This is a genomic window from Campylobacter sp. VBCF_01 NA2 (genome assembly GCF_027797205.1).
In the GTDB taxonomy this organism is placed as follows: domain Bacteria; phylum Campylobacterota; class Campylobacteria; order Campylobacterales; family Campylobacteraceae; genus Campylobacter_B.
This window is the reverse complement of the sequence record NZ_CP115607.1, coordinates 1,459,770-1,485,651: the sequence shown is the minus strand read 5'-3', so window position 1 is coordinate 1,485,651 and position 25,882 is coordinate 1,459,770. Positions and strand designations below refer to the sequence as shown.

Below are 25,882 nucleotides of genomic sequence, written 5' to 3'. Positions count from 1 at the left end.
GCAAATTCAGGCTAAATTTTAAAATTCAAGGAAATAGATGAAACTCAAAAAACTAACCCCACTAAGCAATGAATTTTTAGAAAAACTTGGCTTTTCGTGGCACACTGACGCGGATTTATCAGCATACATAGCAGATGAGGTCGTAAGCGTGAGCGCAGAGGAGGCAAACGCCTACTACGAGGTGGCAAACGAGCTGTATGATATGTTTATCGCAGCGGCGCAGTATGTGATAGATAATGACCTTTTCCACGAGCTTGGAATTCCCTTTAATCTAGTAGAAATTATCAAAATGAGCTGGGAAAATGATGTGCATTGGCACCTTTATGGCAGGTTTGATTTCGCTGGCGGATTAGACGGCGAGCCGATAAAACTGCTCGAATTTAACGCCGATACCCCAACGGCTGTGTTTGAAACAGCGATTATCCAGTGGGCGTTGCTTAAAGAAAATGGACTTGATGAAATGGCGCAGTTTAACGAGCTTTTCGCCGCGATTAGCGATAATTTCAAACGCCTTGTCGTTTTGGGCGGAGAGTTGGAGGAATTTGATAAATTTTACGAGGGGTGGAAAATTTTGTTTAGCTCGGTCGCTGGAAGCGATGAGGACGAAAAAACAATCAGGCTTTTGCAAACAGCTGCCGATGAAGCGGGCTTTAAGACAGCCTTCGCATACGCGCACGAGGTCGAGTTTGACGACGAGAAAGGGGTATTTTTTGGTGGCGAAAATTACGAGTATTGGTGCAAACTAATCCCGTGGGAGGCGATTGCTATCGAGGAGGGCGAGCTAGCCTTGATACTAAAAAACATAATGAAAAACCAAAAAGCAATTATCCTAAACCCCGCATACACGCTACTTTTCCAAAGCAAGGGAATAATGAAAATTTTATGGGATTTATACCCAAATCACCCGCTTTTGCTAGAAAGCGCGTGCGAGCCACTAATCGGCAAAAAAATGGTCAAAAAGCCGTTTTTTGGGCGCGAGGGGGCAAATGTGAGTATTTTTGACGAAGATGGTAAAAAAATCAAAGAAAAAGGTGGCGAATACGCAAATCAAAATTTTTTATACCAAGAATTTGCAAATCTAAACACTGATAAAAACGGCGTAAAATACCAAGCTGGGGTATTTTACGCCTTTGAAGGCTGTGCGCTTGGATTTAGGAAGGGCGCAGATATCATCGACAACTATTCTAAATTTGTCGGTCACTACATCGAAGGGGTGGAGTAATGAAACCAAAAATTGTTTTACTTGACGCTGATACACTAGGAAGCGACGCAAATTTCAGCGAATTTGAGGCCTTGGGCGAGCTTGTAACATACCCAAAAACCAAGGCTGAGCAGACAATCGAGCGTTTAGCGGGCGCTGATATCGTCATCACTAACAAGGTTTTAATCACAAAAGAGGTGCTCGAAAAGACAAATTTAAAGCTAATTTGCGTAAGCGCAACCGGCACGAACAATATCGACTCCGAAGCGGCCGCAGCGCATGGTGTGCCTGTGAAAAATGTCGCTGGGTATTCGACCAAAAGTGTATCGCAACAAGCCTTTGCTACGCTTCTAGCGCTTTTAAACGATGTGAGATACTACGCCGAATACGGCGAGAAAAAATGGTGTGAGAGTGAAATTTTCACACATTTAAACGCGCCAATTGATCAAATTTCTGGCAAGAATTTCGGCATAATCGGCCTTGGCGAAATCGGTCGTGAAGTAGGGCGCATAGCAAAAGCCTTTGGCGCAAATGTCTGCTACTACTCTACGAGCGGGGCGCACGATGACGCTGAGTTTAAAAGGGTGGATTTGGAAACTATGCTTAAAGAGTGCGATATCATCTCGGTTCATGCGCCATTAAACGAAAAAACAAAAGGTCTAATCGGCAAAGATGAAATCGCTAAAATGAAAAAGGGCGCTGTGTTTATGAACTTTGGTCGTGGTGGAATCGCCGATGAGAGTGCATTGGCATGGGCTATCGATGAAATGGGACTTCGCGTGGGTCTAGATGTGGTCGAAAAAGAGCCGATTAACGCTGATAATCCGCTTCTTGGCGTGAAAAACAAGGCAAATCTAATCCTTACTCCGCACATTGCGTGGGCGAGCGTGGAAGCGCGCAAACTGCTAATCTCCAAAATCGCAGGAAATATTAAAGAATTTTTAAATGCGTAAATTTAAAGGGCAATTTGCCCTTTAAATTTTAAAATTTTGCAAAATTTATAAAGTCTAAATTTAACTATTTTAAAACCCCTTTTTAAAATTTAAAAAAGGGTTTTAAATTTAAATCTACGCTTCTAGTATCGCGCCACTGCTGGCGTTGGTTACTAGTTTTTGGTATTGGCGAAGCCATTTGCCCTCTACTTTTTTGCCCTCGTATTTCCATGCGGCACGGCGAGCGGCGATTTGGGTGTCGCTTAGACGGACATTAATGCTGAAATTATCCACATCGATATCGATTATATCGCCGTCTTTGAGTAGTCCTATCATACCGCCCTCGGCTGCTTCTGGGCTTACATGACCGATACTTAGCCCTCTTGTAGCACCGCTAAAACGCCCGTCTGTGATGAGCGCGACATCTGCGCCAAGGCCACGGCCTACGATTAGGCTAGTTGGGCTTAGCATTTCTTGCATACCAGGCCCTCCTCTTGGGCCCTCGTAGCGTATGACGACTACATTTCCTTTTTGCACTTTTCCGCCCGAAATCCCCTCGATTGCCTCGTCTTGGCTGTTAAAGCAAATCGCTTTGCCACTAAATTTGCGCTCGCCGATGATTCCAGCTGCTTTTATAACGCAACCTTGCTCGGCCAAATTTCCAAACAAAATCGCAAGTCCGCCACGCTTAGAATATGCGTTTGCTACGGTGTGGATTATGTTTTCGTCCTTGATATCGTCGTTTTGGATACGCTCACCTAGGCTTTCGCCACTGATTGTGAGTAAATTTAAATCAAGCAAAGAGCTATCAAATTTGCTTATTTCCTTCATTATAGCACCTAGTCCGCCTGCTTTTTGCACATCTTGCATATGAACTCCTGGTAGGCTTGGGCTGACTTTGGCTATGTGAGGCACACTGCGCGAAATTTCGTTTAATTCCGCGATATCAAGTGGCGCGCCCGCTTCGCGCGAGATTGCTAGCATGTGCAAAATCGTATTTGAGCTACCGCCCATTGCCATATCCATAACCATGGCGTTGCGGATCGATTTTTCGTTGATTAAATTTCGGATTTTAAATCTCTCATCAAGCGCAATTTCGCAAATTCTCCTAGCAGCCGTGCGTAATAATTCCTCGCGCTCAGGCGTAAGGGCTAGAATCGTTCCGTTGCCTTTAAGCGCGATTCCAAGAGCTTCGCATAGGGTATTCATTGAGTTTGCAGTAAACATACCAGAGCAACTTCCCCCACCAGGACATGCCGCGCACTCGATAGCTTTTAACTGCTCTTCGCTAATCTTGCCAGTCTCATACGCGCCAACAGCCTCAAATGCGGTATTTAAATCGATTTGTTCGCCACTTAGCCCCTTGCCAGCGGCCATTGGACCACCACTAGCGAAAATCGTAGGCACATTTACTCTTAGTGCTCCCATTATCATACCGGGCACGATTTTATCGCAGTTTGGTATGCATAGAAGAGCGTCGAGTTTGTGAGCGTTCATCACGGTTTCTATCGAATTTGCGATGATTTCGCGACTTGGTAGCGAGTAGAGCATTCCGCTATGTCCCATTGCGATACCGTCATCGACGCCGATTGTATTAAATTCAAACGGCACACAGCCATTTTTACGAATTTCGTCTTTTACGATTTTGGCATATTCGTTGAGATAAAAATGCCCCGGAATACACTCGATAAAGCTGTTTGCCACGCCGATAAACGGCTTATCAAAGTCCTCGTCCTTTAATCCTGTCGCGCGAAAAAGTGAGCGGTGCGGTGTGCGTGTGTAGCCCTTTTTAACGATATCGCTTCTCATAAAAATCCTTTGAAATGAAATTTGGTGATTTTATCAAAATTTTAATAAATTTTAGCAGGTGAAATTTGGCAGAATTTAGTAGTTGCGAGAAAATCTCGCAACTAAATTTTATGCAAAAAATAGATAAACATAAAGCGATACTATCACCGCACCAGCAAAGGCTAGGTAAGCACCTGCTTTAATCATATCCATTTGTTTAATCATGCCAGTGCCAAAAACTAGGGCATTTGGCGGAGTCGCTACTGGCATTACAAACGCACAACTTGCGCCGATACCAATTACGATTGTAAGTGTTTCTTTCGGCAAGCCCATGTGAGCTGCTACGCCCGCAAATACAGGTACCAAAAGCGCAGCCGAGGCAGTGTTACTAGTAAATTCTGTAAGGCAGATGATAAATACAGCAGTTACAAGCAATACCAAATACACAGGCGCGTCTTTGAAGGTATCAGCTACTAGGTTTCCTAGCACGCCAGAGGCTCCTGACATGCCTAGCACCGCACTTAGCGTTAAACCGCCACCAAATAGCATTAAAACACCCCACTCTGTGTTTTCTGCCACATCGTGCCATTTAGCAAGGCCTAGCATTACCACAGCGATTGCAGCGCACACAGCGACATAAGAGTCGTCGATTTTAAAGCCGATTACCTTGCTAATGTCTTTTGAGAAAATCCACGCAAACGCAGTAATTACGAAAACTATGACGGTAAGTATGCGCTTGTTGTTCCATGGAATTTCTTCGAGCTCAATCTCTACTTTGTGATTTAAATTTGGGCGGAATACCAAATATAGCACCACTAACATTAATGGAAGCATTAAAAGCATTACTGGAAGTCCCACCTTCATCCAATCAGCGAAATTCCAGCCCAAAGCCTCAGCTGCGATGATGTTTGGCGGTGAGCCAACAATCGTGCCAAGTCCTCCGATACTAGCTGAATAGGCAATTCCTAAGAGTAAAAAGACGATTGTGCCACGATCTTCTTTTTTCTTTGCGTCTAAATTCGCGCAAATTCCAAGCGCAAGCGGTAACATCATCGCAGCGGTTGCGGTGTTTGAAACCCACATTGATAAAAGCGCAGTCGTGATACATATCAAAATCGCAGCCACGCCAAGGCGTCCGCCGGCTTTTTGGATAAGCCAGGTTGCGATTTTTTTGTCGAGTTTTTGCATGTGAAGTGCCGTAGCTAGGGCAAATCCACCAAAAAATGTAAAAATCGTAGGGTTTGCGAAATTTGCCAAGGCGTTTTTTAGCGTCAAAGCCGTAAATTCGCCGTCTTTGCCAAATTTACCAATCCCAATCGCCACAGCCAAAACTGGCACCATAAGCGCTGTAATCGTGATATGCACGGCCTCTGTAAGCCACATAATCGCGATAAATGCCAAAAGCGCCAAGCCCTTTTTGACATTTGGCTCGAACGGCAAGACATTGTAAAGCGCAAATGCAATCAACGCCGCTACTATCGCAATGATAATGCCACGCTTCGGAAACGAATCAACATCGGTTAGTTGCGCTACTTCCGCAACTTCTTCCGAGTTTTGCGGTTCTAGGTCTGGGAAGTTGTGCCCACGCACCTTGATTTGATCAGGCATGTTACTCCTTTTTTGTAAGATTTTATGAATAATACAAAATTAGGTTGGAAATTTATTAAAATTGCGTTAAATAAAATTTGAAAATTTTTTTGTGCGTTACTTATGGTAACAAAATTTTAAAATTTAGCGAAATTTTAAAATTTTTATAAAATAATATTAATAAATTTTATCCTTTAAATTTGATTTAAATTACAAATTTTCACAAATTTAAAATGTGTAATGGTCAAATTTAAACGCTTACCGCGCATAAATTTGACCTAAAAATTATTGAAGCGGGATATTTTCGCCGTTTAGTTGCAGTAAATTTGAAGCCTTATCGTAGCTAAAATCGAGCTTTACGCCATTTCCCTCAGGGCGTAAAAACTGCGCCGAATACAGCTCGATTAGCGGTGCGAACGGGCGCAGGCTATCGTAATCAGAGATAAACTCGCCAAGGCTTGTGTCGATTTTAGCGCTGCCGCTGGCGCTCATTTTCGCAAACAGCGTCTCCTCATCGACGAAATCGCCCACGACACCCTTTGCGCTAAGGCTAAATTTTTTGCCGACGCTGTTTTCGAAGGATAAATTTTTCAAATTTAGCGAAATATCATCTTTAAGCAAATCTCTTAAAATTTGCGGATTTTTCGCTAGTTCCTCTGCTTTGTTTTGGTTCGCAAATGCAAGCTCGCGGTAAAGTTTCTCGCTCATAGCGATGTCGCTATCGATTGCGACATTTCGCACTAGCACATCTGCGACTTTGAGGCTTGCTATGCGCGATTTATCGTCCATAAAGTATTTTCCGCCACTAACCTTAGTCTCGCCCTCGCTAGAAGCGTCATTTGCGACGATAAATCTATCGCCTTCCACGGTGATTAGGGCGTTTTTAAGGCTGGAAGTATAGCTCATATCAGCTAGGAAATAATCCACTAGCTCTGCGCCCTTTTTGACGCCGTTTTTGTATTTCATATCGTAGTTAAGGCCCTGCATTTCGATATCCACACCCTCTACGCCATACACGAAAAATTTATCCAAACTCAAATTTAGGGTTTTAAAAATTTCGCCATTTAAATCGCTAACTCCGCCAAAATTTAGCCCGCTTAAATTTATCATCACCCCCTCGTTTGAGTATTCGGCGTCTGCGAGCTGGGTGATAAATTTAATATCAGTTGCGATTGTAACGCGGTTTGTAGCGATTTCCTCAGTTTTGAAAAATTGTTTTAAAATTTCAGCATAGTGTGGGGTTAAAACTTTGATTTTGCCCTCGATTTGCGCGCCATCAGCGATATTTGCGACACTGTGCGCGATAGTATAATCATACCTAAACTCCAAATCCTGCGGGAAAATTTCATCCATTTCGGAATTTAACTTTTGCAAATCCTTAGCTTCTGCCTCGCCAAGCACGCTAGCTACGACTGCGGCTAGCTGATCTTTTAGGGTTTGTTTTTTAATCACACCGGTAAAATATCCAGCAGACGAGCTATCGCCTCGGTCGAATTTACGCTCTTTGACCTCGAAAAACTGGCTATTTTCTAGCATTTGGTTAATGTATTTTTCGGCTAGCTCGCCTGCTTTGTTGCCAACTACGCTATCAATAGCCTTAGCGATAGGGTTTGCGGGCGCACTTTGCTCTACTTTTGGCTCATTTTGGCTCTCGCCCTTATCTTTGCTTGGCAAAAAGGCAAAACCCAAAATTAGCACCACAACAGCCACTATGGGAACAAGAAATTTTTTCACAGCTTCTCCTTAAAATTTGGATTAAATTCAAAAAGACATTGTAACCAAAAATAATAAAATTTTAAATTATCTATCTTTAACCAAAACAAAGATATAATTTCGCCATTAATCAAAATCAAAATTTAGGATATTTCTATGTCAAAACAAACGAAGTATATTTTTGTGACGGGTGGCGTTTTAAGCTCCCTTGGCAAGGGTATTGCGGCGGCATCGATTGCGACACTTTTGAAGCACTCGGGGCTAAAAGTTCGCATGCTAAAAGCAGATCCATACATCAATGTCGATCCAGGCACTATGAGCCCGCTAGAACACGGAGAGGTTTTTGTCACTGATGACGGGGCTGAAACTGACCTTGATTTGGGACATTATGAGAGATTTTTGGACGAAAATTTAAGCCAAGATAACAACTTCACCACAGGCAGAGTTTATAGCGCAGTAATCGAGCGCGAGCGCAGGGGGGATTATCTAGGCAAGACTATTCAAGTAATCCCGCATATCGTGGGCGAAATCGTGCGCCGTATCAAAAAAGCGGGCGAAGACAATGACATTTTAATCGTCGAAATCGGCGGAACCGTAGGCGATATCGAGGGCTTGCCATTTTTGGAGGCGATAAGGGCTATGAGAGTGGAGCTTGGGCGCGCAAACACCATGAATATCCACCTAACGCTAGTTCCATATATCAAGGTCGCTGGCGAGCTAAAAACCAAACCAACCCAGCATAGTGTGGGCGAGTTGCGCCGTATCGGTATCAGTCCTGATATGATAATCTGCCGTTCGGAAATGCCTTTAAATCGAAATTTAAAGGACAAAATCGCGCTAAGTTGTGGCGTGGATAAAAACTGCGTCATCGAAAGCCCAGATAGCCAAAGCATATATCAAATTCCACTCGCATTTATGAGCCAAGGAATTTTAGAGCCGATTGCAAGCTTCCTAAATTTGGGCGTTTTAAAGCCAGATATGAGCAAATGGGACAGCCTAGTCAAGCGCGTAATCGCTCCGACTAATGAGACCACAATCGCATTTGTAGGCAAATATATCGACCTCAAAGAGAGCTACAAATCCCTAACCGAGGGCATTATCCACGCAGGGGCTACTCTGGATACTAGGGTAAATCTCAAATGGATTGATAGTGAAAAAATAGAAGAGTCAAATTTAGATGAAATGCTAAGCGATGTAAATGGCGTGCTAGTAGCTGGGGGATTTGGCGTGCGTGGCGTAGAGGGCAAAATTTTAGCCATAAATTACGCTAGGACGCACAAAGTGCCGTTTTTGGGCATTTGCCTTGGTATGCAATTATGTATAATCGAATTTGCACGAAATGTGCTAGGCATAAAGGACGCAAATTCAATCGAATTTGACGAAAATACCAAAAGTCCGCTTATTTATCTCATTGATAGCTTTATCGACGCAAGTGGCAAAAAACAAATCCGCACGCACAAAAGCCCGCTAGGTGGGACTATGCGCCTTGGCGGATACGACTGCGATACCAAAAAAGGCTCACTGCTAGCCAAAATTTACGATGGCGCAAAGACCATTAGAGAGCGCCACAGACACAGATACGAGGCAAATCCTGAATACAGAGCCGAATTTGAAAAAGAGGGTTTGATCGTATGTGGCGAATCAAACGGCCTAATCGAGGCGGTAGAGTTAAAAAATCATCCGTTTTTTCTAGGTGTGCAGTTTCACCCAGAATTTACTAGTCGCTTAGTGCGCCCAAATCCTGCGATTTTGGGCTTTATCGAAGCTTCTATTAAAAATGTTAGGTAAAAACGAAGTAAGGGAAATTTTACAATCGAGGTTTGCAAATGATAAACATACAAAACTTAGTGAAATTCCCTTACCAAGCCAGCTCAAAGATATCTATAAGGCTGCATTGCGTATAAAAACTGCCATTGATGAAAATGAACGCATAGCAGTCGTGGGTGATTACGATGTCGATGGTATCGTAAGCACCGTGATTATGAGCGACTTTTTTAACCAAATCGGCGCAGATTATGTCATAAAAATCCCGAACCGCTTCACTGACGGATACGGACTAAATAACGAAATAATCGATGAATTAGAGGGTATCGGGCTGATAGTTACCGTTGATAACGGCACTTCGGCGATAGAAGCAGCGCAAATTTGCGCTAAAAAGGGCATTGATTTAATCATCACAGATCACCACATGCCTCCACCCGTCCTGCCAGAAGCCTACGCTATCGTCAATCCAAAACAACCAGACTGCACCTTCCCAAATATCGAAATTTGCGGGGCGCAGGTCGCGTGGTATCTAGTGGGCGCGCTTAAAGAAACCCTTGGCGTGAATTACGATATGTCTAGTCTAATGGATATCCTAATTATCGCCATAATCGCCGATATGATGGAGCTTAGAGATATGAATAGGGCGCTTTTGCGCTATGGTATCAAAAAGCTAAACAACTCAAATCGGGCTTGTTTTAAGGCGATTAAAGAGCATTATTTCAAAAAACATTTCGAATTCGACGATATTAGCTACACGATTGCTCCGCTGATTAACTGCACGGGGCGCATGGACGATGCGACGATGTCGTATAAATTTTTGTGTGCGCGCGATATCAGAGAGGCAAATCAATACCTAAAAATGATAGATCACATCAACAACTCTCGCAAAGAGGAGGAAAAGGCCCTTTACGAGCAAATCGCGCAAAGTATCAACGAAGACGACAATATCATCGTGGTTTGGGGTGATGAGTGGCACGAGGGGATTATCGGAATCGTGGCTTCGCGCCTAAGCAAAACTTACAAAAAACCAGCGATTGTTTTTAGCGTGCATGAGGACCGCGCCAAGGGAAGCGCTAGGAGCGTGGGGAAATTTGATATTTTAAATTTAATCTCATCGCAGGCTGAAATTTTAACCACCTATGGCGGGCATAAGGGTGCAGCTGGTGTGGGGATTGAGCCTGCGAATTTGGAGGAATTTAGGCGCAGGGTAAATGCGAAAATCACGCCTGATGATTTGGAGGATTTCAGGGCGGCGGACGATTTGCTAGGAGAGCTAGAAGTTTCGCAAATCGACTTTGAACTGCTTGAAATTTTGGAATTTTTCGAGCCTTACGGGCAGAAAAATCCAAAGCCTGTCTTTAATATCTGTGGCGCGAGTGTGGGCAATGTGCGCCAAATCGGCAAAGAGGGCAAACATATCAAAATGAGTATCCAAAAAAACGGCGCCAGCGTCGAGGCGCTGTGGTTTAACTATGATTTTTTGCCACGCGAAAATCAGAGAGTGGATTTGATTTTTAGCATAAATAAAAATAATTTCAGAAGTGTAATCTCGCCAGAACTTGTGATAAAGCAGATGAGTCCGGCTGAGTAGGCATGAAATTTGGGTTAAATTTAGCGTGAATTTAGCCCAAATTTAGGATTTTTTCCATTGTTTTACCTCTGCTATATCTTCAATCAAATCCTCATTTCCCTCTTCTTCATTAGACGGAGTGTTGTTTGTTGAATTTTGATCCATAATTTATCCTTTAAATAGAAATTTGATTAAAATTTTAAATTCTAAAAATAGTGTTCTCAAAAATATTGTATAAATTAAAACAAGACCAAAAAATAAAATATAAAGTCTTACAAATAGTCCTATCTTGGAGTTTATATTGTCGCTGTTTGGGGCGCCGTGTAAATTCGTATCAAAAATTTCGCCAGAATTCATAGTGTATAAAATATAACTTGCGACACAAAAAGTCACAATACAAATAAAAAGTATATTAAAAAATTTTTCATTTTTTATAGAATTACACGCCCAAGAATTTGAATATTTTGAATAAGGATAACCTGTTTTTAAAATAGGTATAGCATATAATACCGCCAATATTATCATGTTTGACGCATATAAAATTCCAACTTGTGGCAAATTTGAAATACGAAGCGAAATTTGGCGTATAAAAGGCAAATTATACTTCATAAATTCCGTATATGGTGCAAGAAATGGGACTTTATCCAATACATCGTGTGGCAATACAAAAATGTGCAAAGCCAAAATCGTATAACTAACCCAAATTGCACTATGCACCAGTTTTTCACGAGTTTTTTCTTTTCGCTCATTTAGATTATCACTTAAATTCCCCATTTTCCCCACCTACTCACACGCTTTGCTTTGGCTTGTAATTAAGCCAAGCTTTTTAAGCGTGAAATTTGATTTTAGTATATGAGCTTGTAGCTCTGATTTTGCTTCTATGGTAGCAATTAGCGAATTTATTAGTTCAAATTTATCTTTTTATCCTGCTTTTGCATATTGCACTCTTTGGCGATTTTATCAATCTGTGCGTAAAGCGTTTTTGGGCGGTATTTGCCCTCGCGCAGGATTTTTTCCTCGTCAAGGACAAATCTCGTTCCCATTAGCGGATAGGTGCTATTTTCGCCCCTCATTTGCTCTCGCCTTTGTTTTTCATCTTAGCAAGTGCATCGAGTGCGCTTTCATAGGCTTTTTTGCTGATTTCACGCGCTTTTTGGCTCATATTTTTCGCCATATCCGTTTTGATTTCGCTAAGCTTTTCGCTCATTTCCTTTTTAAAGCTACCGAATTTCTCATCAAGCTCGAAATTTTCGATAATCCTCTCGCCCTTTTCCTTCCATTGCGCGCTTAGATCCTTGGCCTTTTCGCCAAATTTCATTTCGCTGATTTTATCGCTTAGCACCTCGCCAAGCTCGCCATAAATTTTCTTAAATTTCGACAAATATCCGCCAAATTCCTCTTGCGCTAATTTTTCGATTTCGCTTTTGGCTGGCTCACCAGCGCGAGAGATTGCGTCGCTTAAAACAGCTGTGAAAATGTCGCTAGTCTGGGCGATTTGCGCCTTTTTTTGCTCCAAGGTCTGCACGCTCTCATCAGGGCTCACGCTCATATCGTCTAGGTATTTTTCAGCCACTTTGGTGATCGCATCATACACGCCAAGCACGGCTCCACGAATTAGTGCAGGGGCAGTGTTTTTGCTCTCGTTTGCTACGAAAATCGCGCTTTCGATGATGAGTTTGGCTATCTCTTTTAGGCGGAAGCGGGTAAATTCGCCCTCGCTAATAGCGTAAAATGCGATATTTTTCGCCGTATAATGCGCCGTATCCTCGATATCATCGCCATTTTCAAGCACGCTGATAAACGCCATTTCGCTAGCTTCTTTTAAAACATCGGCAAGCAAAAGCGAGTTTTTGCTAAGCTCGCCAAGAGCGTCAGAGACTATATTTTTCTCATTTTCGCCCAAATTTGGGAGCAAATTTTCGATTTTTTCGTAGCCGTTTTCGACTAAATTTAAAAGCTCTCTTTGTGAGGCTAGGATTTTTTTGCGCAAATCGTCGTATTCGTAAAACAGGCTATAAAGCTCCTTTTCGCCCTCTTCGCAAAGTGCCTTTTTTGCGCCGTTTATGACAGATTTGGCGTTTGATTTGTTTAAAATTTCAAGCTCACCTAGCTGGGCGCAAAGTGCGCTAGTAAGGGTCGCAAATTTAGCGGTTTTCTCATCTTTGCTTAAATTCCTAAATTCGCTTTCGCACGCTAAAAATGCCAAATTTTCGATACTTTCAGTAATTTGCGCCTCGCTTGCGCTGCGTAAATTCTCGCCAAATTTCGCTACTAATTCCTCTTTCATACTCTCTCCTATAATACAAATTTAAAATTTTTCTTTAATTTCTCAAAAACGCCCAGCCTGTGAGCCTCGCTGGCTACCAAGACCGAAATATCGAAGCTTGCGTATTTTCCGCCGTTTGAAAATTTCGAAAATTTCAGGCTGTATTCCTCGCTAGCTAAAACCTCGTCAATCTTTTCTTTTTTTTGCGTGGCGCACTCGATGATGACCTTGTATTTCCACTGCGTCGGATAGGCGATTACGGGCTTACTCTCTAACATACACGCCACTTTTGCCACCCTCTTTGCGCTCTAAGATTATGTCTGAAATGCGCATTGATTTATCCACGGCTTTAACCATATCATAAATGGCTAGTAAGCCCACGCTCACGCCGGTTAGAGCCTCCATTTCGACCCCTGTTTTGCCTGTGATTTTCACGGTGACTGATAATTTAAACGCACTAGGAAGCTCTGTTATTTGCGTTTTTACCGAATTTATCATTAGCGGGTGGCACATTGGGATTAGTTCGCTTGTCTTTTTTGCCCCCATGATAGCCGCTACAACGGCGGTTTGAAGCACGGGGCCTTTTTTGCCATCGCCTTCTTTGACTGCGCGAAATGCAGCCTCGTTTAGGTGGATTATCCCGCTGGCTGTGGCTACACGCTGGGTGTCGTCTTTGGCGCTGACATCAACCATGCGTGGCATATTGTTTTCGTCTATGTGTGTTAGCATTGATTTTCCTTGGAATTTGATTTGGCGGGATTATAGCAAATTTTTGGGCATAAAAAAAGCCTAGACCCGAAAGCCTAGGCAAATACAAAAAGGAGGTTTTTATCTTGTCGGACAGGGGGATTATACTACTAGTTTGGTAAATAAATGATTAATATGTGATATAAAAATGATAATTTAAGTATATTTTAATATGCGAAATTTAGGAATTTCGCATATTTTTTTATTTTCAGACTTTGAACATTTTCATCAATGTGCCAAGATCAAGCCCAGCTTGCCCACCATTATCTGCGCCAAAACCAGCCTTGTTTCCGCCACCAATGATATTGCCGAGTATCCCGCCTAGATCGTTCATATCGATTTTGCCGTCGCCGTTTGTGTCAAATTTCGCCACAGCAAGCTTGCCGATAAGCGCAGTAAAATCTACGCCTGATTTATCTACTGAGTTTGCGTTTGCTCTCTCTCCACCGCCTAAAAGTCCGCCTAGCACAGCTCCAATCATATCGCTGCCGCCGCCATTACTCATAGCATTTGCAGTGTTGCCTTTTAAAAAGTTATTGCTAACGCCGGCGATTAGGGCATTTACTTGATCATCAGGCAGATCGACGCCTAGAAATTTCTCGATAAATGCAGTAGGGTTTGCTTGGAAATTGCTGACATTTCCCTCGTCGCTTTTTAGCGCAGAAACCATTTTCATAAGTGCGTTTAAATCCATAATAGCTCTCCTATCATTAAAAATTTGGCTGATATTTTAGCAAAATTTTAATAACAATCATTAAAATTTACCTTTTTTACCTAAAATTACGCAAAAATTTTCAAGGAGAAAAAATGAAAAAATTTTATCTTGTTTTGGCGATTTTATGCGGTTTAACTCACGCAAATGAGGATAGCGACAAGCTATTTGGGGATACTAAAATTTCCTTGCCGTGCGATTTAAACACAGCCTCGTGCCTTAGCAATGCAGGTGGCGAGAGTGCGAGCTTTACAATCATACCAGCGCCGATTGTAGCGATGAGCGAGAGCGAGGTTGTGGTAAGCGGGATTTTGCGCGAGCTAAAAAATCCAACCCTAAAAATCAAAGGAATTAGCATGAATATGGGAAATTTCGAAAGCCCGCTTGCGCGCTTTAACGACGGCTCATACCATGCTAAAATCATGGTCGCAGCCTGCCACAGCCCTATTATGCGCTACAAACTCGAAATTTTCGAAAACGGCGAAAGCACAGGACATTTTATCTATTTTGATTTGCGCAAAACGCCAAAACACAAATAAATCAAATTTTGCATAATTAGGCAAGAAATTTGCAATATTGTTCTATTAAAATTTTAAAAATTTTGGTATAAAAAGGTAAATTTATCACAAGGAAAATTTATGCAAACATTAAAACAAATGCGATTTAGTGGTGAAAGAGCGCTTTTTGGCGCGAAAAAATTAAAAATAGAAAATTCTGTTTTTTGCGACGGCGAATCACCGCTGAAAGAGAGCTCTGACATAATCGTGCAAAACTCAAAATTTGAGTGGAAATATCCGTTTTGGTATGCGAAAAATATCGAAATCTCAAACTGCCTTTTCGATGAAATCGCGCGCGCAGGTATCTGGTATAGCCAAAATTTAAGGCTAAGCGATTGCGTTTATGGCGCGCCAAAGGGGCTTCGCAGAGTGAAAAATGCGCGATTAGAAAATATTCAATTCACTGACGCGCTAGAAACCCTGTGGCATTGCGAGGATATCGTGCTTAAAAATATCAGCGCAAAAGGCCCTTATTTCGGGCTTGATTGCCAAAATTTAGAAATACAAAATTTAAATCTTTTTGGCGATTATTGCTTTGACGGCTGCAAAAATGTGAAAATCAAAAATTCAAAACTTCTTAGCAAAGATGCGTTTTGGAACTGCGAAAATATCCTAATCGAGGATTGTTTCATCGCGGGCGAGTATTTTGGCTGGAATTCCAAAAATGTCACTCTGAAAAACTGCAAAATCGAAAGCCTGCAAGGATTTTGCTATATGCAAAATTTGCGCCTAGAAAACTGCGAGCTCATAAACACGACCTTGGCGTTTGAATTTAGCGATGTGCATGCCGAAATCATCGGCGAAATCGACAGCGTGAAAAACCCGCGCTCAGGGCTAATCAAAGCCGCTAAAATCCGCGAGCTGATCCAAGACGGCGCGACAGACGCGAGCAAAACAGAGATTATCACTGAATTAAGGGCATAAAATGGCGTATGAATTTGACAATCTGCCAAACCGAGCTGGCACAAAATCGCTAAAATGGGAAGTAGGTGAGGGCGAGCTTGCAATGTGGGTTGCGGATATGGATTTTGCCGTAGCACCCGAGATTTATGAGGCATTAAAAAATCGCCTAGAAGAGCGCGTGTATGGATATAGCGTGCTAGATGAGCAGTGGGAAAACGCCTATACTTCGTGGTGGAAAAGGCGCCATAATTACGAAATCAAAAAAGGCTCTCTAACTTACGCTGGTGGCACGCTAGCAGCGATAAATTCGCTAATTCGCAAGCTTAGCGCGCCCGGAGAAAATGTCGTAATCCTAACGCCTGTTTATAACTGCTTTTTTTACTGCATTAAAAATATGGGTAGAAATACCCTTTCTTGCGAGCTTAGATACGAAGAGGGCGAGTATTTCATCGACTGGGGAAATTTGGAATTTTGCCTAAAAGACCCGCAAACATCGCTATTACTGCTTTGTAATCCGCACAATCCTATCGGCAGGACATTGCGCAAGGACGAGCTAATGAGAATTGGCGAGCTGTGCGAAAAATACGGCGTCATCGTCATCAGCGATGAGGTGCATTGCGATATCACTGAGCCCAGTGTAAATTACACTCCATTTGCCGCTGCTAGCGAGGTTTGTGCGAATTTAAGCGCAAATATCATAGCTGCGACAAAAGCGTTTAATATCGCTGGTTTGCAAACAGCGGCTGTTTTTACCCCAAATCCAAAACTGCATAAAAAAGTCAGTCGTGCGCTAAATGGCGATGATATCGCAGAGCCTAGCTTTTTTGGGCTAATTGCGGCGATTTGTGCGTTTGAGCGGGGCGAAGCGTGGTTGGAAGAGATGAGAGCGTATGTGAGCGCAAACCGAGCTTTTGCCAATGAATTTATCGCGCGCGAACTGCCAAAAGTGCGTAGCGTAGCGCAAAATGCGACATATTTAATGTGGCTTGATGTAAGCGAGTATTGCGATGAGGGCACGAAATTAGCTAATTTTATCCGCCAAAAAACAGGGCTTTTCCTAAGCCATGGCGCGCAATACGGCAAGGGCGGAGAGAAATTTTTGCGATTAAATATCGCAACTTCGCGCAAAAATGTGATTGATGGTCTATCTAGGCTAAAAACTGCGCTTGATTTGTGGGAAGGACAAATTTAAATTTCGACATAATATGTCAAAATTTCACGCTAAAATAGTGGAAATTTTAGGAAAGGAGCGCGAAATGAAAAAGATTTATTTCACAATCACTGGGCTAAATTTCTACTATGGGTGGGAATTTTTGAAGGAAAATATGGTCGTAAATCTCGAAAAAGAGCCAGATAATAAATACGACCGCGAGGCAATCGTCGTGAAATTGGAGGGTTTTGGTAAAATCGGCTATGTCGCAAACAGCACTAAAACTGTCATTGGCGAGAGCATGAGTGCAGGTAGGCTTTACGATAAATTTAAGAAAAAGGCAAAAGGTAAAGTTTTATTTGCGAGCGAGCGGGGCGTGATTTGCCGTTTTAAGGGCTAAAATTTAGGCGCAAAATTTGGTGAAATTTTGAAATTTGATAGAATTTTGAAATTTAAAGAAATTTGGTAAATTTGGGGCGAATTTGCCCCAAATTTTAACTTAGAACTAAAATCGGCACAAGAGCGTTGTGCAAGATATCCTCTGAAACGCTTCCTACAAAAAGCTTTTTGAAAAAACTCTTCGTAAATGCGCCAGTCGCGATTAAATCGAGGTTGTTGGCGCGACGATATTTGATGATCTCATCGCCTGGCACATCGCCTGAGACGCTTACAAATTCGGCGTTTTCGCCCTTTAAAATTTCTCTTGCGATTTCAAGCGTTTTTTGCGATTCCTCGGCGTCGTTATTTACATTTATGACATATTTTTTCGCGTCTTTTAGAAGCTTGGCCTCTTTTGTGAAATTTAGAGTTTTTTGCGCAGCCTCTGTGCCGTCAAATGCCACAAGCACGGAGTTTATTGGGCTAAAATCTTTATTTACCAAAAGGGCTGGAACTTTCATTTCTTTAATCAGCATAGTTGCGTTAAAGCCCACATCTTCGCTGTTTGTGCCCTTTATGCCTAGCACGAAAATTCTAGCCTCGTCTTTGTATTCTTCGATGATTTCGATAAAATCGCCGTCGCGCAAAATCGCGCTAGCGCTCACGCCCTGAGCCTTTGCCTCATCTACGCATTTATCTAGCCATGCTTTGATTTTGCTCTCATCTACTTCGTTGTCTTTGCCGTCAAACGCCCCATACTGCGACATTACCATATCATTTTCGCCCAAAACTATCCCGCCAGCTGCAAGTCCGTAAAAATTTTGACCAAGCTCTGGGGTTTCGATCACATGGATAAACACAGCCTCGGCGTCAAGACGCTTTGCAGTGTAGATTCCATAATCGCAAACAGGTTTTAAAAGCGCATTTTCATCAACACAGATAAATACTTTTTTGCTCATAGCTATCCTTTTGATTAAAATTCGAAAGAGAATAGCAAAATTTAGAATAAATTTCGTTTAAATTTCGCTATTTTTTATTATTCATCGCCTTTTTCTATAAATTCAAAATAATCGCTTGAATTTTCGTCAAATGTGCGGTTTTTTGTGTGATAGTAGTATAGATACGCTAGGCCAACGGGTGCGATGATGATAGAAAACGCAAAAAGCACTATCATAACTACAAGTTTCCAAATGAGCAAAAACACGGCATTTACGATAAAAAAGTTGTTTCCGATGATGAAATTTACGATACTTTCATACACAAATCTCGCATACGGATACAAAAGCGCGCAAATCGCATAAAATACATAGATGAAAAAATCCATGCCAGCAAATTCCTTGCCGGTCCTTGCGCTCATACTTTCTGCCGAGTAGCTTTGCGCCCAGATCAAAATCACAGCCAAAACTGCGCCAAAGATAAAATGTCTAAAATAATACGCCTTGTCTAACCCGCCAAAAGTTTTTTGCCAAATTCCCATAAAATTTCCTTTTTTTAAAATTTAAAAAGGGGATTATAGCTCTCCCCATTAAAAACAGATAAAATTTTGATTAAATTTGATTTATAGATAAATTTAGCTTTACAGCCCTGCGTTTGCAATCGCTTCGGCCTGTGCGTTTGTGATGAGCGGATCGATGATTTCATCAAAAAGCCCGCCAGCCATTATCGCGTCTAAGCGATAAAGTGTTAAATTTATGCGGTGGTCGCTAATGCGGTTTTGTGGGTAGTTGTAAGTGCGAATTCGACCGCTTCTATCGCCTGTGCCGACTTGATCTTTTCGTTCGGCGCGCTCTTTTTCTAGGCGTTCTTGCTCTTGCAAGTCATAAAGCCTAGCTTTTAGCACTTTCATCGCAGCTTCTTTGTTTTTGTGTTGGCTTTTGCCGTCTTGGTTGGTTACGACTAGACCTGTTGGTATATGGGTGATACGAACGGCGCTATCAGTGGTATTTACAGACTGCCCGCCATGCCCCGAGCTACGCATGACATCGATACGCAAATCGCTATCTTTGATTTCGATTTCGCTATCTTCGATTTCAGGCATCACAGCAACCGTGATAGCAGAGGTATGCACGCGTCCTTGACTTTCGGTTTCAGGCACTCTTTGGACTCTGTGTGTGCCGCCTTCGAATTTAAGCCTTGAATACGCCCCATCGCCCTTAACAAGCAAAATAACTTCTTTAAAACCGCCCACGCTTCCTTCGCTTTGGCTTACGATTTCGCATTTATAGCCACGAAGTTCAGCATAACGCAAATATGCTCCTAGCAAATCCCCCGCAAAAAGCGCAGCCTCGTCGCCACCGGTTCCGGCGCGAATTTCAAGGAAGATATTTTTATCATCATTTGGATCTTTTGGAAGAAGTAAAATTTTGATTTGCTCTTCGAGTTCGTCTTTTTCGAGTTCTAAATTTTTAAGCTCCTCTTTGGCAAGCTCGCCAAGCTCAGGATCGCCTAATAAATTTTTGTTTTCCTCGATATCAGCGACAACCTTTATATACCTATCTGCGGCGTTTTTTATCGGCTCGATACCTCTTTGCTCTTTGGAAAGCTTTGTCATATTTGAAATATCGCTTGCGATACCTGGATCACTAAGGAGCCGTGAAAGCTCCTCGTATCGGTCTAAAAAGGGTTGTAATTTTTGGGCTAACATTTAATGATAATTATGCGACTTTTAGTGTATTTACTAGTTTTGCCAAGCGGCTAACTTTTCTGCTTGCAGTTTCTTTTTTCAAAAATCCACGGCTAACGAAAGCGTGGAAGCTTTGATTAACTACTTTTAGCGCTGCCTCGGCTGCTGCTAGGTCTTTACTATCTACTGCTTCTCTTACCGCTCTTGTCATGTTTTTTACTCTTGTGCGGTAAAATCTATTGCGCTCTGTTTTTTTCACAGTTTGTCTAGCGCGTTTTTCGGCTGATTTGTGATTTGCCATTTTTATCCCTTTAAATGAAAATATTAAACTCGTGATTATACTACAAAAATTTTAAGCGTTGCTGAAATTAAGCAATTTTTAAAAGAAATTCGATTATTAAACTTTTTTTGCTAATATTGCGAGAATTTTGATTTATAAAGGATTAAATTTATGAAACTTTTCGGAACTGACGGCGTCAGGGGCAGAGCAGGCGAGTTTTTGACAGCTGAACTTGCTATGCGACTAGCTATGGCGGCTGGAATTTATTTTAGGAAAAATTCCGTTACAAATATGATTTTAGTCGGTAAAGACACTAGGCGAAGTGGCTATATGATAGAAACTGCGATTGTGGCTGGACTTACTAGCGTGGGATACAATGTCCGCCAAATCGGCCCTATGCCGACCCCAGCAATCGCGTTTTTGACAGAGGATATGCGCTGTGATGGCGGAATTATGATAAGCGCTTCACACAATCCATACTATGATAACGGCATTAAATTTTTCGATCACACGGGCTTTAAACTCGACGAAAAAGAGGAAGCCGAGATTGAAAAAATTTATTATAGCGACGAGCTAATCGCCGAGGCTAGAAAACAAATGATGGAAATCGGCGTGGCAAGGCGCGTCGATGATGTTATTGGCAGATATATCGTCCAGCTTAAAAATTCATTTCCAAAAAACAAAACCCTGCATGGACTTCGCATTGTGCTTGATTGCGCAAATGGCGCAAGCTACAAGGTCGCTCCGACGGTGTTTAGCGAGCTTGGCGCAGAAGTGATAGTCCTAGGCGATGAGCCAAATGGAAAAAATATCAACGAAAATTGTGGCGCCTTGGCTCCGCAAAATTTGGCAAGCGAAGTAAAAAGATTGCGCGCTGATGTGGGATTTGCCTTCGACGGGGACGCTGATAGATTAGTCGTAGTCGATGATAGCGGTCAAATTTTACACGGAGATATTTTGCTTGGCGTTTTGGCGCTGTATTTAAAAGAGCTTGGCAAGCTTCAAAACGACCAAATTATCGCAACCGTGATGAGTAACGGCGCACTTGATGATTTCTTGGCAAAGCACAAAATCGCTGTGCATAGATGCAGTGTGGGCGATAAATTTGTGCTAGAAATGATGAAAGAGAAAAAGGCGAATTTCGGTGGCGAGCAAAGCGGACATGTGATTTTTGGCGATTATGCTAAAACAGGCGATGGAATCGCGTCTGCGCTTCAATTTGCAGCGTGTATGCTCGGTATGAATAAAAAAGCGAGCGAGCTAGCAAATTTAATCAAGCCGTATCCGCAAATTTTGCGAAATTTAAAGATTACGACCAAAAAACCGCTTGAAAAAATCGCTGGATTAAAAGAGCTTGAAGAAGAGATCAAAAAAGATAAAATTCGCACGCTGTTTCGCTACTCTGGCACGGAAAATTTGATCCGTTTGCTTTTTGAGGGCAAAAATGCAAAAGCTCTGGAAAAATGGGCAAACGAAGCAGAAAAATTTTTCAAAAAAGCGTTAAATGACTAGAAAATTTGTTAAATTTGTCCTGATTTTTACGCTTGTTTTGGCACTTGATCAATTTATAAAATTTATATTTTTAAATGGTTTTTCGTGGGAGGGTGAGTATTTTTCGCTGATACTGACCTTTAATAGAGGCGTAGCGTTTTCGATGTTAGCTTTTTTGGGCGAGAGTTTGAAATTTATCCAGCTTGGGCTAATCGCGCTTTTGGCGTGGTATGTTTTTAGCCAAAAAGAGCTTTTTAACGCGCACTGGCTTCCTTTTGGCATTTTGCTTGGAGGCGGGGTTTCAAATGTGCTAGATCGCTTTATCCACGGCGGAGTTGTGGATTATGTGGCGTGGCACAAATGGTTTGAATTTGCGGTTTTTAACTTTGCCGATGTGATGATTGATTTGGCGATTGTCATATTTTTATGGCAAAATTTGAAAATTTCAAAGAAAGGCAAAATTTGAAAAGAAACAATTATATCGCGTATGCGCTGTGGTTTGCCGGAGCTTTTTCGTGGGCTGTGGGACTTCCTATTGGCGGGGGATTGCATAGAATTTATTGTGGTAAATTTGTCAGTGGATTTGCGCAAATCGGGCTGTATTGGGCTGGGATTTTTACGCTGTATTTTTTGCTAGGGCTTGTGATTTTGCCGATTTGGCTTCTTTGGGTGCTTTTTGACCTATTTTTCGTAGGAATTTGGGTCGAGGATATCAACGAAGAAGCTGGCGAAGGCGTGGCTGAGGATTATTCACAGCGTCTTAAAAAGGTAGAGGCCCTATACGAGCTTTTCCAAAAAGGGGCGATTAGCAAGGAAGAATTTGAAGCTAGAAAAGATATTTTAATGAGAGATTGAAAGGAAGGAAAATGAGTTATTATTGGTTTAAATTTATCCATTTTGTGGGCTTTATTTCGTGGATGGCGATGCTGTTTTATCTACCGCGCCTATATGTTTATCACGCTGAGAATTTGGACAATCCAAATTTTGTCAAAGTTGTGAAAAAAATGGAAAAAATGCTCTATCACGCTATCGGCTGGATAGCTTTGGCGGTTACGATTTTTAGCGCGGTTATGCTGATTTTGCTAAATCCGGGACTTATGAAAATGGGCTATTTTCACCTAAAATTACTTTGCGCTGTTTTAATGGTGGCTTATCATTTTTGGCTTCATTATTATTTGATTAAATTCGAAAAAGACGCCTGTAAAAAAAGTGGCAAGTATTTCCGTGCGCTAAATGAAATTCCAACGATTCTGATGATAGGCATACTTTATGCTATGTTAATCATGCCAAATCAATGAGAATTTAATGAAATTTATACTAAAATAGACAAATTTGTTCAAAGGGAGAATCATGCAACGCATAATCAAAAAAATCCTATCCAGCGAAAGTAGTGCTGGCGTAATCCTCCTTTTATCCGCAGTATTTGCTATCATCGCACAAAATGTCGATATTTTATCTCCGTATTACCGCGAGTTTATCCACACGCACATCGTCATGGGTATCGGCAAACTAAAACTCGATGAGGATATGCACTTTTGGATAAACGACTTTTTAATGGCGATATTTTTCTTCGCTATCGGTTTGGAGCTAAAACGCGAAAAAATCGAAGGTCAGCTTCGCCATTTTTCTCAAATTTTGCTTCCTAGTTTCGCGGCACTTGGTGGTGTTATGGCGCCTGCGATTATCTTTACGATACTTAACTGGGGCGATAGCGAGGCTTTGAAGGGCTGGGCGATTCCTACGGCTACTGATATCGCCTTTGCTGTGGGCGTAATGGCGCTACTTGGCAAACGAATTCCAGCAAGTCTTAAAATTTTCGTATTAACACTTGCGATTATGGACGATTTGTGCGCGATTTTGATTATTGCGCTTTTCTACTCATCTACGATAAATATCTCTTACCTAATCGGCGCAGGAATTTGCGTGGCGATTATGTTTATAATGAATAAAATGAAGGTAGATAAAAAACTGCTTTTCGTCATTATGTCGCTTATTTTGTGGGTAATGGTGCTAAATTCAGGTATCCACGCGACAATCGCTGGCGTTGTGGCTGGATTTTGTATCCCACTACAAACTCGCTCTGGCTCAATGCTAAAAGATATGGAGCACGGACTTGCATATCCTGTGAATTTTTTCATTTTGCCGATTTTTGCCTTTGCAAATGCGGGCGTAAGCCTAGCTGGCATGAGCCCTAGCTATCTATTTGGCCCAGTTCCAATGGGTATCGCGCTTGGCCTATTTTTCGGCAAACAATTTGGAATTTTTGCATTTAGTTGGCTACTTATCAAGGGCAAAATCGCCTACTTGCCAGAAAACGCAAACTGGGCGCAACTATACGCTGTAAGCATAATTTGCGGTATTGGATTTACAATGGCGCTATTTGTCGATGGTCTAGCTTATGGCGGAAGCGACATTTATCATCACACAGACAAACTCGCTGTTTTCATCGGCTCTATCGTCTCAGGTCTAGTCGGATACATCGTGGCTAAGGCCGTAGGACCAAAACCAGCCTAAATTTAGGGACAAAATTTAGTGCTAAATTTAGCCTCATTTCTTAGTGCGCGCGAGTGGAGAGATCTACTGCGCGCCGAATTTCAAAGCGAAAATTTCAAAAATTTAGAGCGTAATCTAGCTCAAATTTCACAAACTACCCAAATTTACCCACCGCTAAATTTAATCTTTAACGCCCTAAATTTAACCCCGCTTTCAAGCTTAAAAGTCGTAATCATAGGTCAAGACCCATACCACGGCGCAGGCGAGGCTATGGGGTTAGCATTTAGCGTGCCAGAGGGGGTAAAAATCCCGCCAAGCCTAAAAAATATTTTCAAAGAAATCGCCGCAGATATAGGCTCGTGCGCCATAAGTGGGGGCGATTTGACCCCGTGGGCGAGGCAGGGCGTGCTGTTACTAAATTCCACTCTAAGCGTGAGTGCAGGTGCTCCAAATTCGCACGCCAAGCTTGGCTGGGGCGAATTCACAGACGCCATAATCGCTAAAATCAGCGAAAAGTGCGAAAATTTAGTCTTTATGCTCTGGGGAAATTTCGCCATAAAAAAGGCAAATTTGATTGACGCAAATCGCCATTTGATCCTCACAGCCCCGCACCCTAGCCCATTAGCGCGCGGTGGGTTTTTTGGGTGCAGACATTTTAGCAAATGCAATGAATATTTAGCTTTAAAAGGTAAAAATACAATACTTTGGTAAATTTATAAAAATACTATGTATTTTAAAATTTAATTAAACAATTTAAGTATATAATCAGCGCCTAAATTTTTATCTACACTAAAAAAAAGGAAAAAAATGAATAAAATTTTATTCGCACTAACTTCTAGTGCGCTACTTTTTAGCGGAGTTTGCGCCAAAAGCCTAGCAGAAATCAAATCTAGCGGAACAATTCTAATAGCCGTCCATGATGACGAGGCTCCATTTGGCAAGCTAACTGACGGCAAATACGAGGGTTTTGAAATAACCCTAGCCGAGGCTGTGGCTGCGAAGATTTTCGCAGGTAGCGAGGGAAAGGTGGAGTTCGTAGCGTCTGCAAACGATGAGACCTCTTATAGATTGTTGCAAGATGGCGCTGTGGATATGGCTGTCTCGACCCTAGTCCCTACCGTCGAGACTGAGAAGCTCGCTGATTTTTCTAGCCCGTATTTTAGCGTAAATGTCGGTATCCTAACCCGCAAAGCAGACGCGATAACAAGCATAAAAGATCTAAAAGACAAAACAATCCTAGCCATGCCAGGAAGTATCGGCGAAAAATATTTCCAAAAACAAGGCTATACTATCAAAGAGTGCGATAGCGCTGGTGGCTGCGCTAGGGCGCTACTCGAAAATCAAGGCGATGCCTATGCTGATGAAAACATCATCGTAATGGCGTTTCCAGTGATAAATAGAAATGTCGAAGTCCCACAAAAAAACCTCGGAGCCTCTGAGTTTAACTCAATCGGCGTGCAAAAGGGCAACACAGATTTGCTAAAAGCAATCGACGCTGCGCTTGTGGAGCTATCTAAAACCGGCTTTTTCGAAACAGAGTTTAACAACCACATTTCCCCATATTACAAGGGCACAGCCGAGAAAAAATACTTCTTGCTAGATGATATTTATAATCTACTTTAAGCTTTAAATTTTTAAATTTTCGCCTTGCTAAATTTGCGTTTAGCAAGGTTTTTTATCGCTAAAAAACCTTAAATTTTGATAATTAAGTTAAATTTTTGTGACAT

General features: G+C 42.0%; 28 protein-coding genes. 15 read left to right on the top strand and 13 right to left on the bottom strand.

All coding sequences use genetic code 11. The annotated features are described in order from the left end of the window. The first annotated feature begins 37 nt into the window (after nt 1-37). Nucleotides 38-1,222 (top strand): glutathionylspermidine synthase family protein, encoded by a 1,185-nt coding sequence (locus PF027_RS07525; protein ID WP_270872552.1) that lies wholly within the window; start codon nt 38-40, stop codon nt 1,220-1,222. After that, entirely contained in the window at nt 1,222-2,154 is a 933-nt protein-coding gene (locus tag PF027_RS07520; RefSeq protein WP_270872551.1) for a D-2-hydroxyacid dehydrogenase, read from the top strand. Before PF027_RS07525 ends, PF027_RS07520 begins: the two co-directional genes overlap by 1 nt. A 114-nt stretch (nt 2,155-2,268) precedes the next feature. Here the strand turns inward: PF027_RS07520 and ilvD are convergent, their stop codons facing one another. The 3 genes from ilvD to PF027_RS07505 form a co-directional block, all read right to left on the bottom strand. Next, nucleotides 2,269-3,942 carry a dihydroxy-acid dehydratase gene (ilvD, locus tag PF027_RS07515; protein WP_270872550.1) on the bottom strand — a complete coding sequence of 558 codons (1,674 nt, stop codon included), beginning with the start codon at nt 3,940-3,942 and terminating at the stop codon, nt 2,269-2,271. Nucleotides 3,943-4,050: 108 nt separating this feature from the next. Next, on the bottom strand, nt 4,051-5,529 hold the full coding sequence (locus PF027_RS07510; RefSeq protein WP_270872549.1) for an SLC13 family permease: 1,479 nt from the start codon (nt 5,527-5,529) through the stop codon (nt 4,051-4,053). Between the two features lie 264 nt (nt 5,530-5,793). After that, nucleotides 5,794-7,242 carry a hypothetical protein gene (locus PF027_RS07505; protein WP_270872548.1) on the bottom strand — a complete coding sequence of 483 codons (1,449 nt, stop codon included), beginning with the start codon at nt 7,240-7,242 and terminating at the stop codon, nt 5,794-5,796. 135 nt (nt 7,243-7,377) lie between these two features. Between PF027_RS07505 and PF027_RS07500 the strand changes: the two genes are divergently transcribed. Then, the gene (locus tag PF027_RS07500; RefSeq protein ID WP_270858699.1) at nt 7,378-9,009 is read left to right on the top strand and encodes a CTP synthase; all 1,632 of its coding nucleotides are present in this window, start codon (nt 7,378-7,380) and stop codon (nt 9,007-9,009) included. Continuing rightward, nucleotides 8,999-10,576 carry a single-stranded-DNA-specific exonuclease RecJ gene (gene recJ / locus PF027_RS07495; protein WP_270872547.1) on the top strand — a complete coding sequence of 526 codons (1,578 nt, stop codon included), beginning with the start codon at nt 8,999-9,001 and terminating at the stop codon, nt 10,574-10,576. The genes PF027_RS07500 and recJ overlap by 11 nt, the downstream gene beginning before the upstream one ends. A 147-nt stretch (nt 10,577-10,723) precedes the next feature. Here the strand turns inward: recJ and PF027_RS07490 are convergent, their stop codons facing one another. The 6 genes from PF027_RS07490 to PF027_RS07465 all read right to left on the bottom strand — a co-directional run bounded on the left by PF027_RS07490 (nt 10,724) and on the right by PF027_RS07465 (nt 14,262). Continuing rightward, nucleotides 10,724-11,329 carry a hypothetical protein gene (locus tag PF027_RS07490; RefSeq protein WP_270872546.1) on the bottom strand — a complete coding sequence of 202 codons (606 nt, stop codon included), beginning with the start codon at nt 11,327-11,329 and terminating at the stop codon, nt 10,724-10,726. Between the two features lie 128 nt (nt 11,330-11,457). Continuing rightward, nucleotides 11,458-11,628, bottom strand: coding sequence for a hypothetical protein (locus PF027_RS07485; protein WP_270872545.1), 171 nt, complete (start codon nt 11,626-11,628; stop codon nt 11,458-11,460). Further along, on the bottom strand, nt 11,625-12,842 hold the full coding sequence (locus tag PF027_RS07480; protein WP_270872544.1) for a hypothetical protein: 1,218 nt from the start codon (nt 12,840-12,842) through the stop codon (nt 11,625-11,627). The genes PF027_RS07485 and PF027_RS07480 overlap by 4 nt, the downstream gene beginning before the upstream one ends. A gap of 8 nt (nt 12,843-12,850) precedes the next feature. Continuing rightward, nucleotides 12,851-13,099, bottom strand: a complete 249-nt coding sequence (locus PF027_RS07475; RefSeq protein ID WP_270872543.1) for an HP0495 family protein — start codon at nt 13,097-13,099, stop codon at nt 12,851-12,853. After that, nucleotides 13,086-13,550, bottom strand: a complete 465-nt coding sequence (gene moaC, locus PF027_RS07470) for a cyclic pyranopterin monophosphate synthase MoaC (protein ID WP_270872542.1) — start codon at nt 13,548-13,550, stop codon at nt 13,086-13,088. The genes PF027_RS07475 and moaC overlap by 14 nt, the downstream gene beginning before the upstream one ends. Before the next feature lie 226 nt (nt 13,551-13,776). Next, on the bottom strand, nt 13,777-14,262 hold the full coding sequence (locus PF027_RS07465) for a hypothetical protein (RefSeq protein ID WP_270872541.1): 486 nt from the start codon (nt 14,260-14,262) through the stop codon (nt 13,777-13,779). A gap of 113 nt (nt 14,263-14,375) precedes the next feature. Here PF027_RS07465 and PF027_RS07460 point away from each other — a divergent pair, with 113 nt between their 5' ends. From PF027_RS07460 to PF027_RS07445, 4 genes are all read left to right on the top strand, one after another. Then, nucleotides 14,376-14,819 carry a hypothetical protein gene (locus PF027_RS07460; RefSeq protein WP_270872540.1) on the top strand — a complete coding sequence of 148 codons (444 nt, stop codon included), beginning with the start codon at nt 14,376-14,378 and terminating at the stop codon, nt 14,817-14,819. A 99-nt stretch (nt 14,820-14,918) separates the two neighbouring features. Beyond that, entirely contained in the window at nt 14,919-15,761 is an 843-nt protein-coding gene (locus PF027_RS07455) for a DUF3737 family protein (protein ID WP_270872539.1), read from the top strand. A 1-nt stretch (nt 15,762) separates the two neighbouring features. Beyond that, a complete protein-coding gene (locus tag PF027_RS07450) occupies nt 15,763-16,932 on the top strand; it encodes a MalY/PatB family protein (protein WP_270872538.1) in 1,170 nt (389 codons plus the stop codon). 64 nt (nt 16,933-16,996) lie between these two features. Further along, nucleotides 16,997-17,290 carry an HIRAN domain-containing protein gene (locus PF027_RS07445; protein WP_270858709.1) on the top strand — a complete coding sequence of 98 codons (294 nt, stop codon included), beginning with the start codon at nt 16,997-16,999 and terminating at the stop codon, nt 17,288-17,290. Between the two features lie 94 nt (nt 17,291-17,384). Here PF027_RS07445 and PF027_RS07440 read toward each other — a convergent pair whose 3' ends face one another. The 4 genes from PF027_RS07440 to rpsT form a co-directional block, all read right to left on the bottom strand. Beyond that, nucleotides 17,385-18,227, bottom strand: a complete 843-nt coding sequence (locus tag PF027_RS07440) for a universal stress protein (protein ID WP_270858710.1) — start codon at nt 18,225-18,227, stop codon at nt 17,385-17,387. Nucleotides 18,228-18,304: 77 nt separating this feature from the next. Beyond that, nucleotides 18,305-18,745, bottom strand: coding sequence for a hypothetical protein (locus PF027_RS07435; protein WP_270876643.1), 441 nt, complete (start codon nt 18,743-18,745; stop codon nt 18,305-18,307). Between the two features lie 99 nt (nt 18,746-18,844). Continuing rightward, complete coding sequence (prfA, locus tag PF027_RS07430; protein ID WP_270858712.1) at nt 18,845-19,912, bottom strand: peptide chain release factor 1; 1,068 nt, start codon at nt 19,910-19,912, stop codon at nt 18,845-18,847. Nucleotides 19,913-19,922: 10 nt separating this feature from the next. Then, on the bottom strand, nt 19,923-20,192 hold the full coding sequence (gene rpsT / locus PF027_RS07425; protein WP_270858713.1) for a 30S ribosomal protein S20: 270 nt from the start codon (nt 20,190-20,192) through the stop codon (nt 19,923-19,925). Between the two features lie 150 nt (nt 20,193-20,342). On the opposite strand from rpsT, the gene glmM reads away from it, so the two are divergent. The 7 genes from glmM (at nt 20,343) to PF027_RS07390 (ending at nt 25,778) form a co-directional block, all read left to right on the top strand. Beyond that, nucleotides 20,343-21,683 (top strand): phosphoglucosamine mutase, encoded by a 1,341-nt coding sequence (gene glmM / locus PF027_RS07420; RefSeq protein WP_270872534.1) that lies wholly within the window; start codon nt 20,343-20,345, stop codon nt 21,681-21,683. Next, a complete protein-coding gene (lspA, locus tag PF027_RS07415) occupies nt 21,676-22,128 on the top strand; it encodes a signal peptidase II (protein WP_270862847.1) in 453 nt (150 codons plus the stop codon). The genes glmM and lspA overlap by 8 nt, the downstream gene beginning before the upstream one ends. Then, nucleotides 22,125-22,517: an SHOCT domain-containing protein gene (locus tag PF027_RS07410; RefSeq protein ID WP_270858716.1), complete on the top strand. Its 393-nt coding sequence runs from the start codon at nt 22,125-22,127 to the stop codon at nt 22,515-22,517. Before lspA ends, PF027_RS07410 begins: the two co-directional genes overlap by 4 nt. An 11-nt stretch (nt 22,518-22,528) precedes the next feature. Next, complete coding sequence (locus PF027_RS07405) at nt 22,529-22,960, top strand: CopD family protein (protein ID WP_270858717.1); 432 nt, start codon at nt 22,529-22,531, stop codon at nt 22,958-22,960. A gap of 52 nt (nt 22,961-23,012) precedes the next feature. Beyond that, nucleotides 23,013-24,176 (top strand): Na+/H+ antiporter NhaA, encoded by a 1,164-nt coding sequence (gene nhaA / locus PF027_RS07400; RefSeq protein WP_270858718.1) that lies wholly within the window; start codon nt 23,013-23,015, stop codon nt 24,174-24,176. Between the two features lie 18 nt (nt 24,177-24,194). Further along, nucleotides 24,195-24,866 (top strand): uracil-DNA glycosylase, encoded by a 672-nt coding sequence (gene ung, locus PF027_RS07395; protein ID WP_270872533.1) that lies wholly within the window; start codon nt 24,195-24,197, stop codon nt 24,864-24,866. A gap of 96 nt (nt 24,867-24,962) precedes the next feature. After that, entirely contained in the window at nt 24,963-25,778 is an 816-nt protein-coding gene (locus PF027_RS07390; RefSeq protein WP_270872532.1) for a transporter substrate-binding domain-containing protein, read from the top strand. The last annotated feature ends 104 nt before the right edge of the window (nt 25,779-25,882 follow it).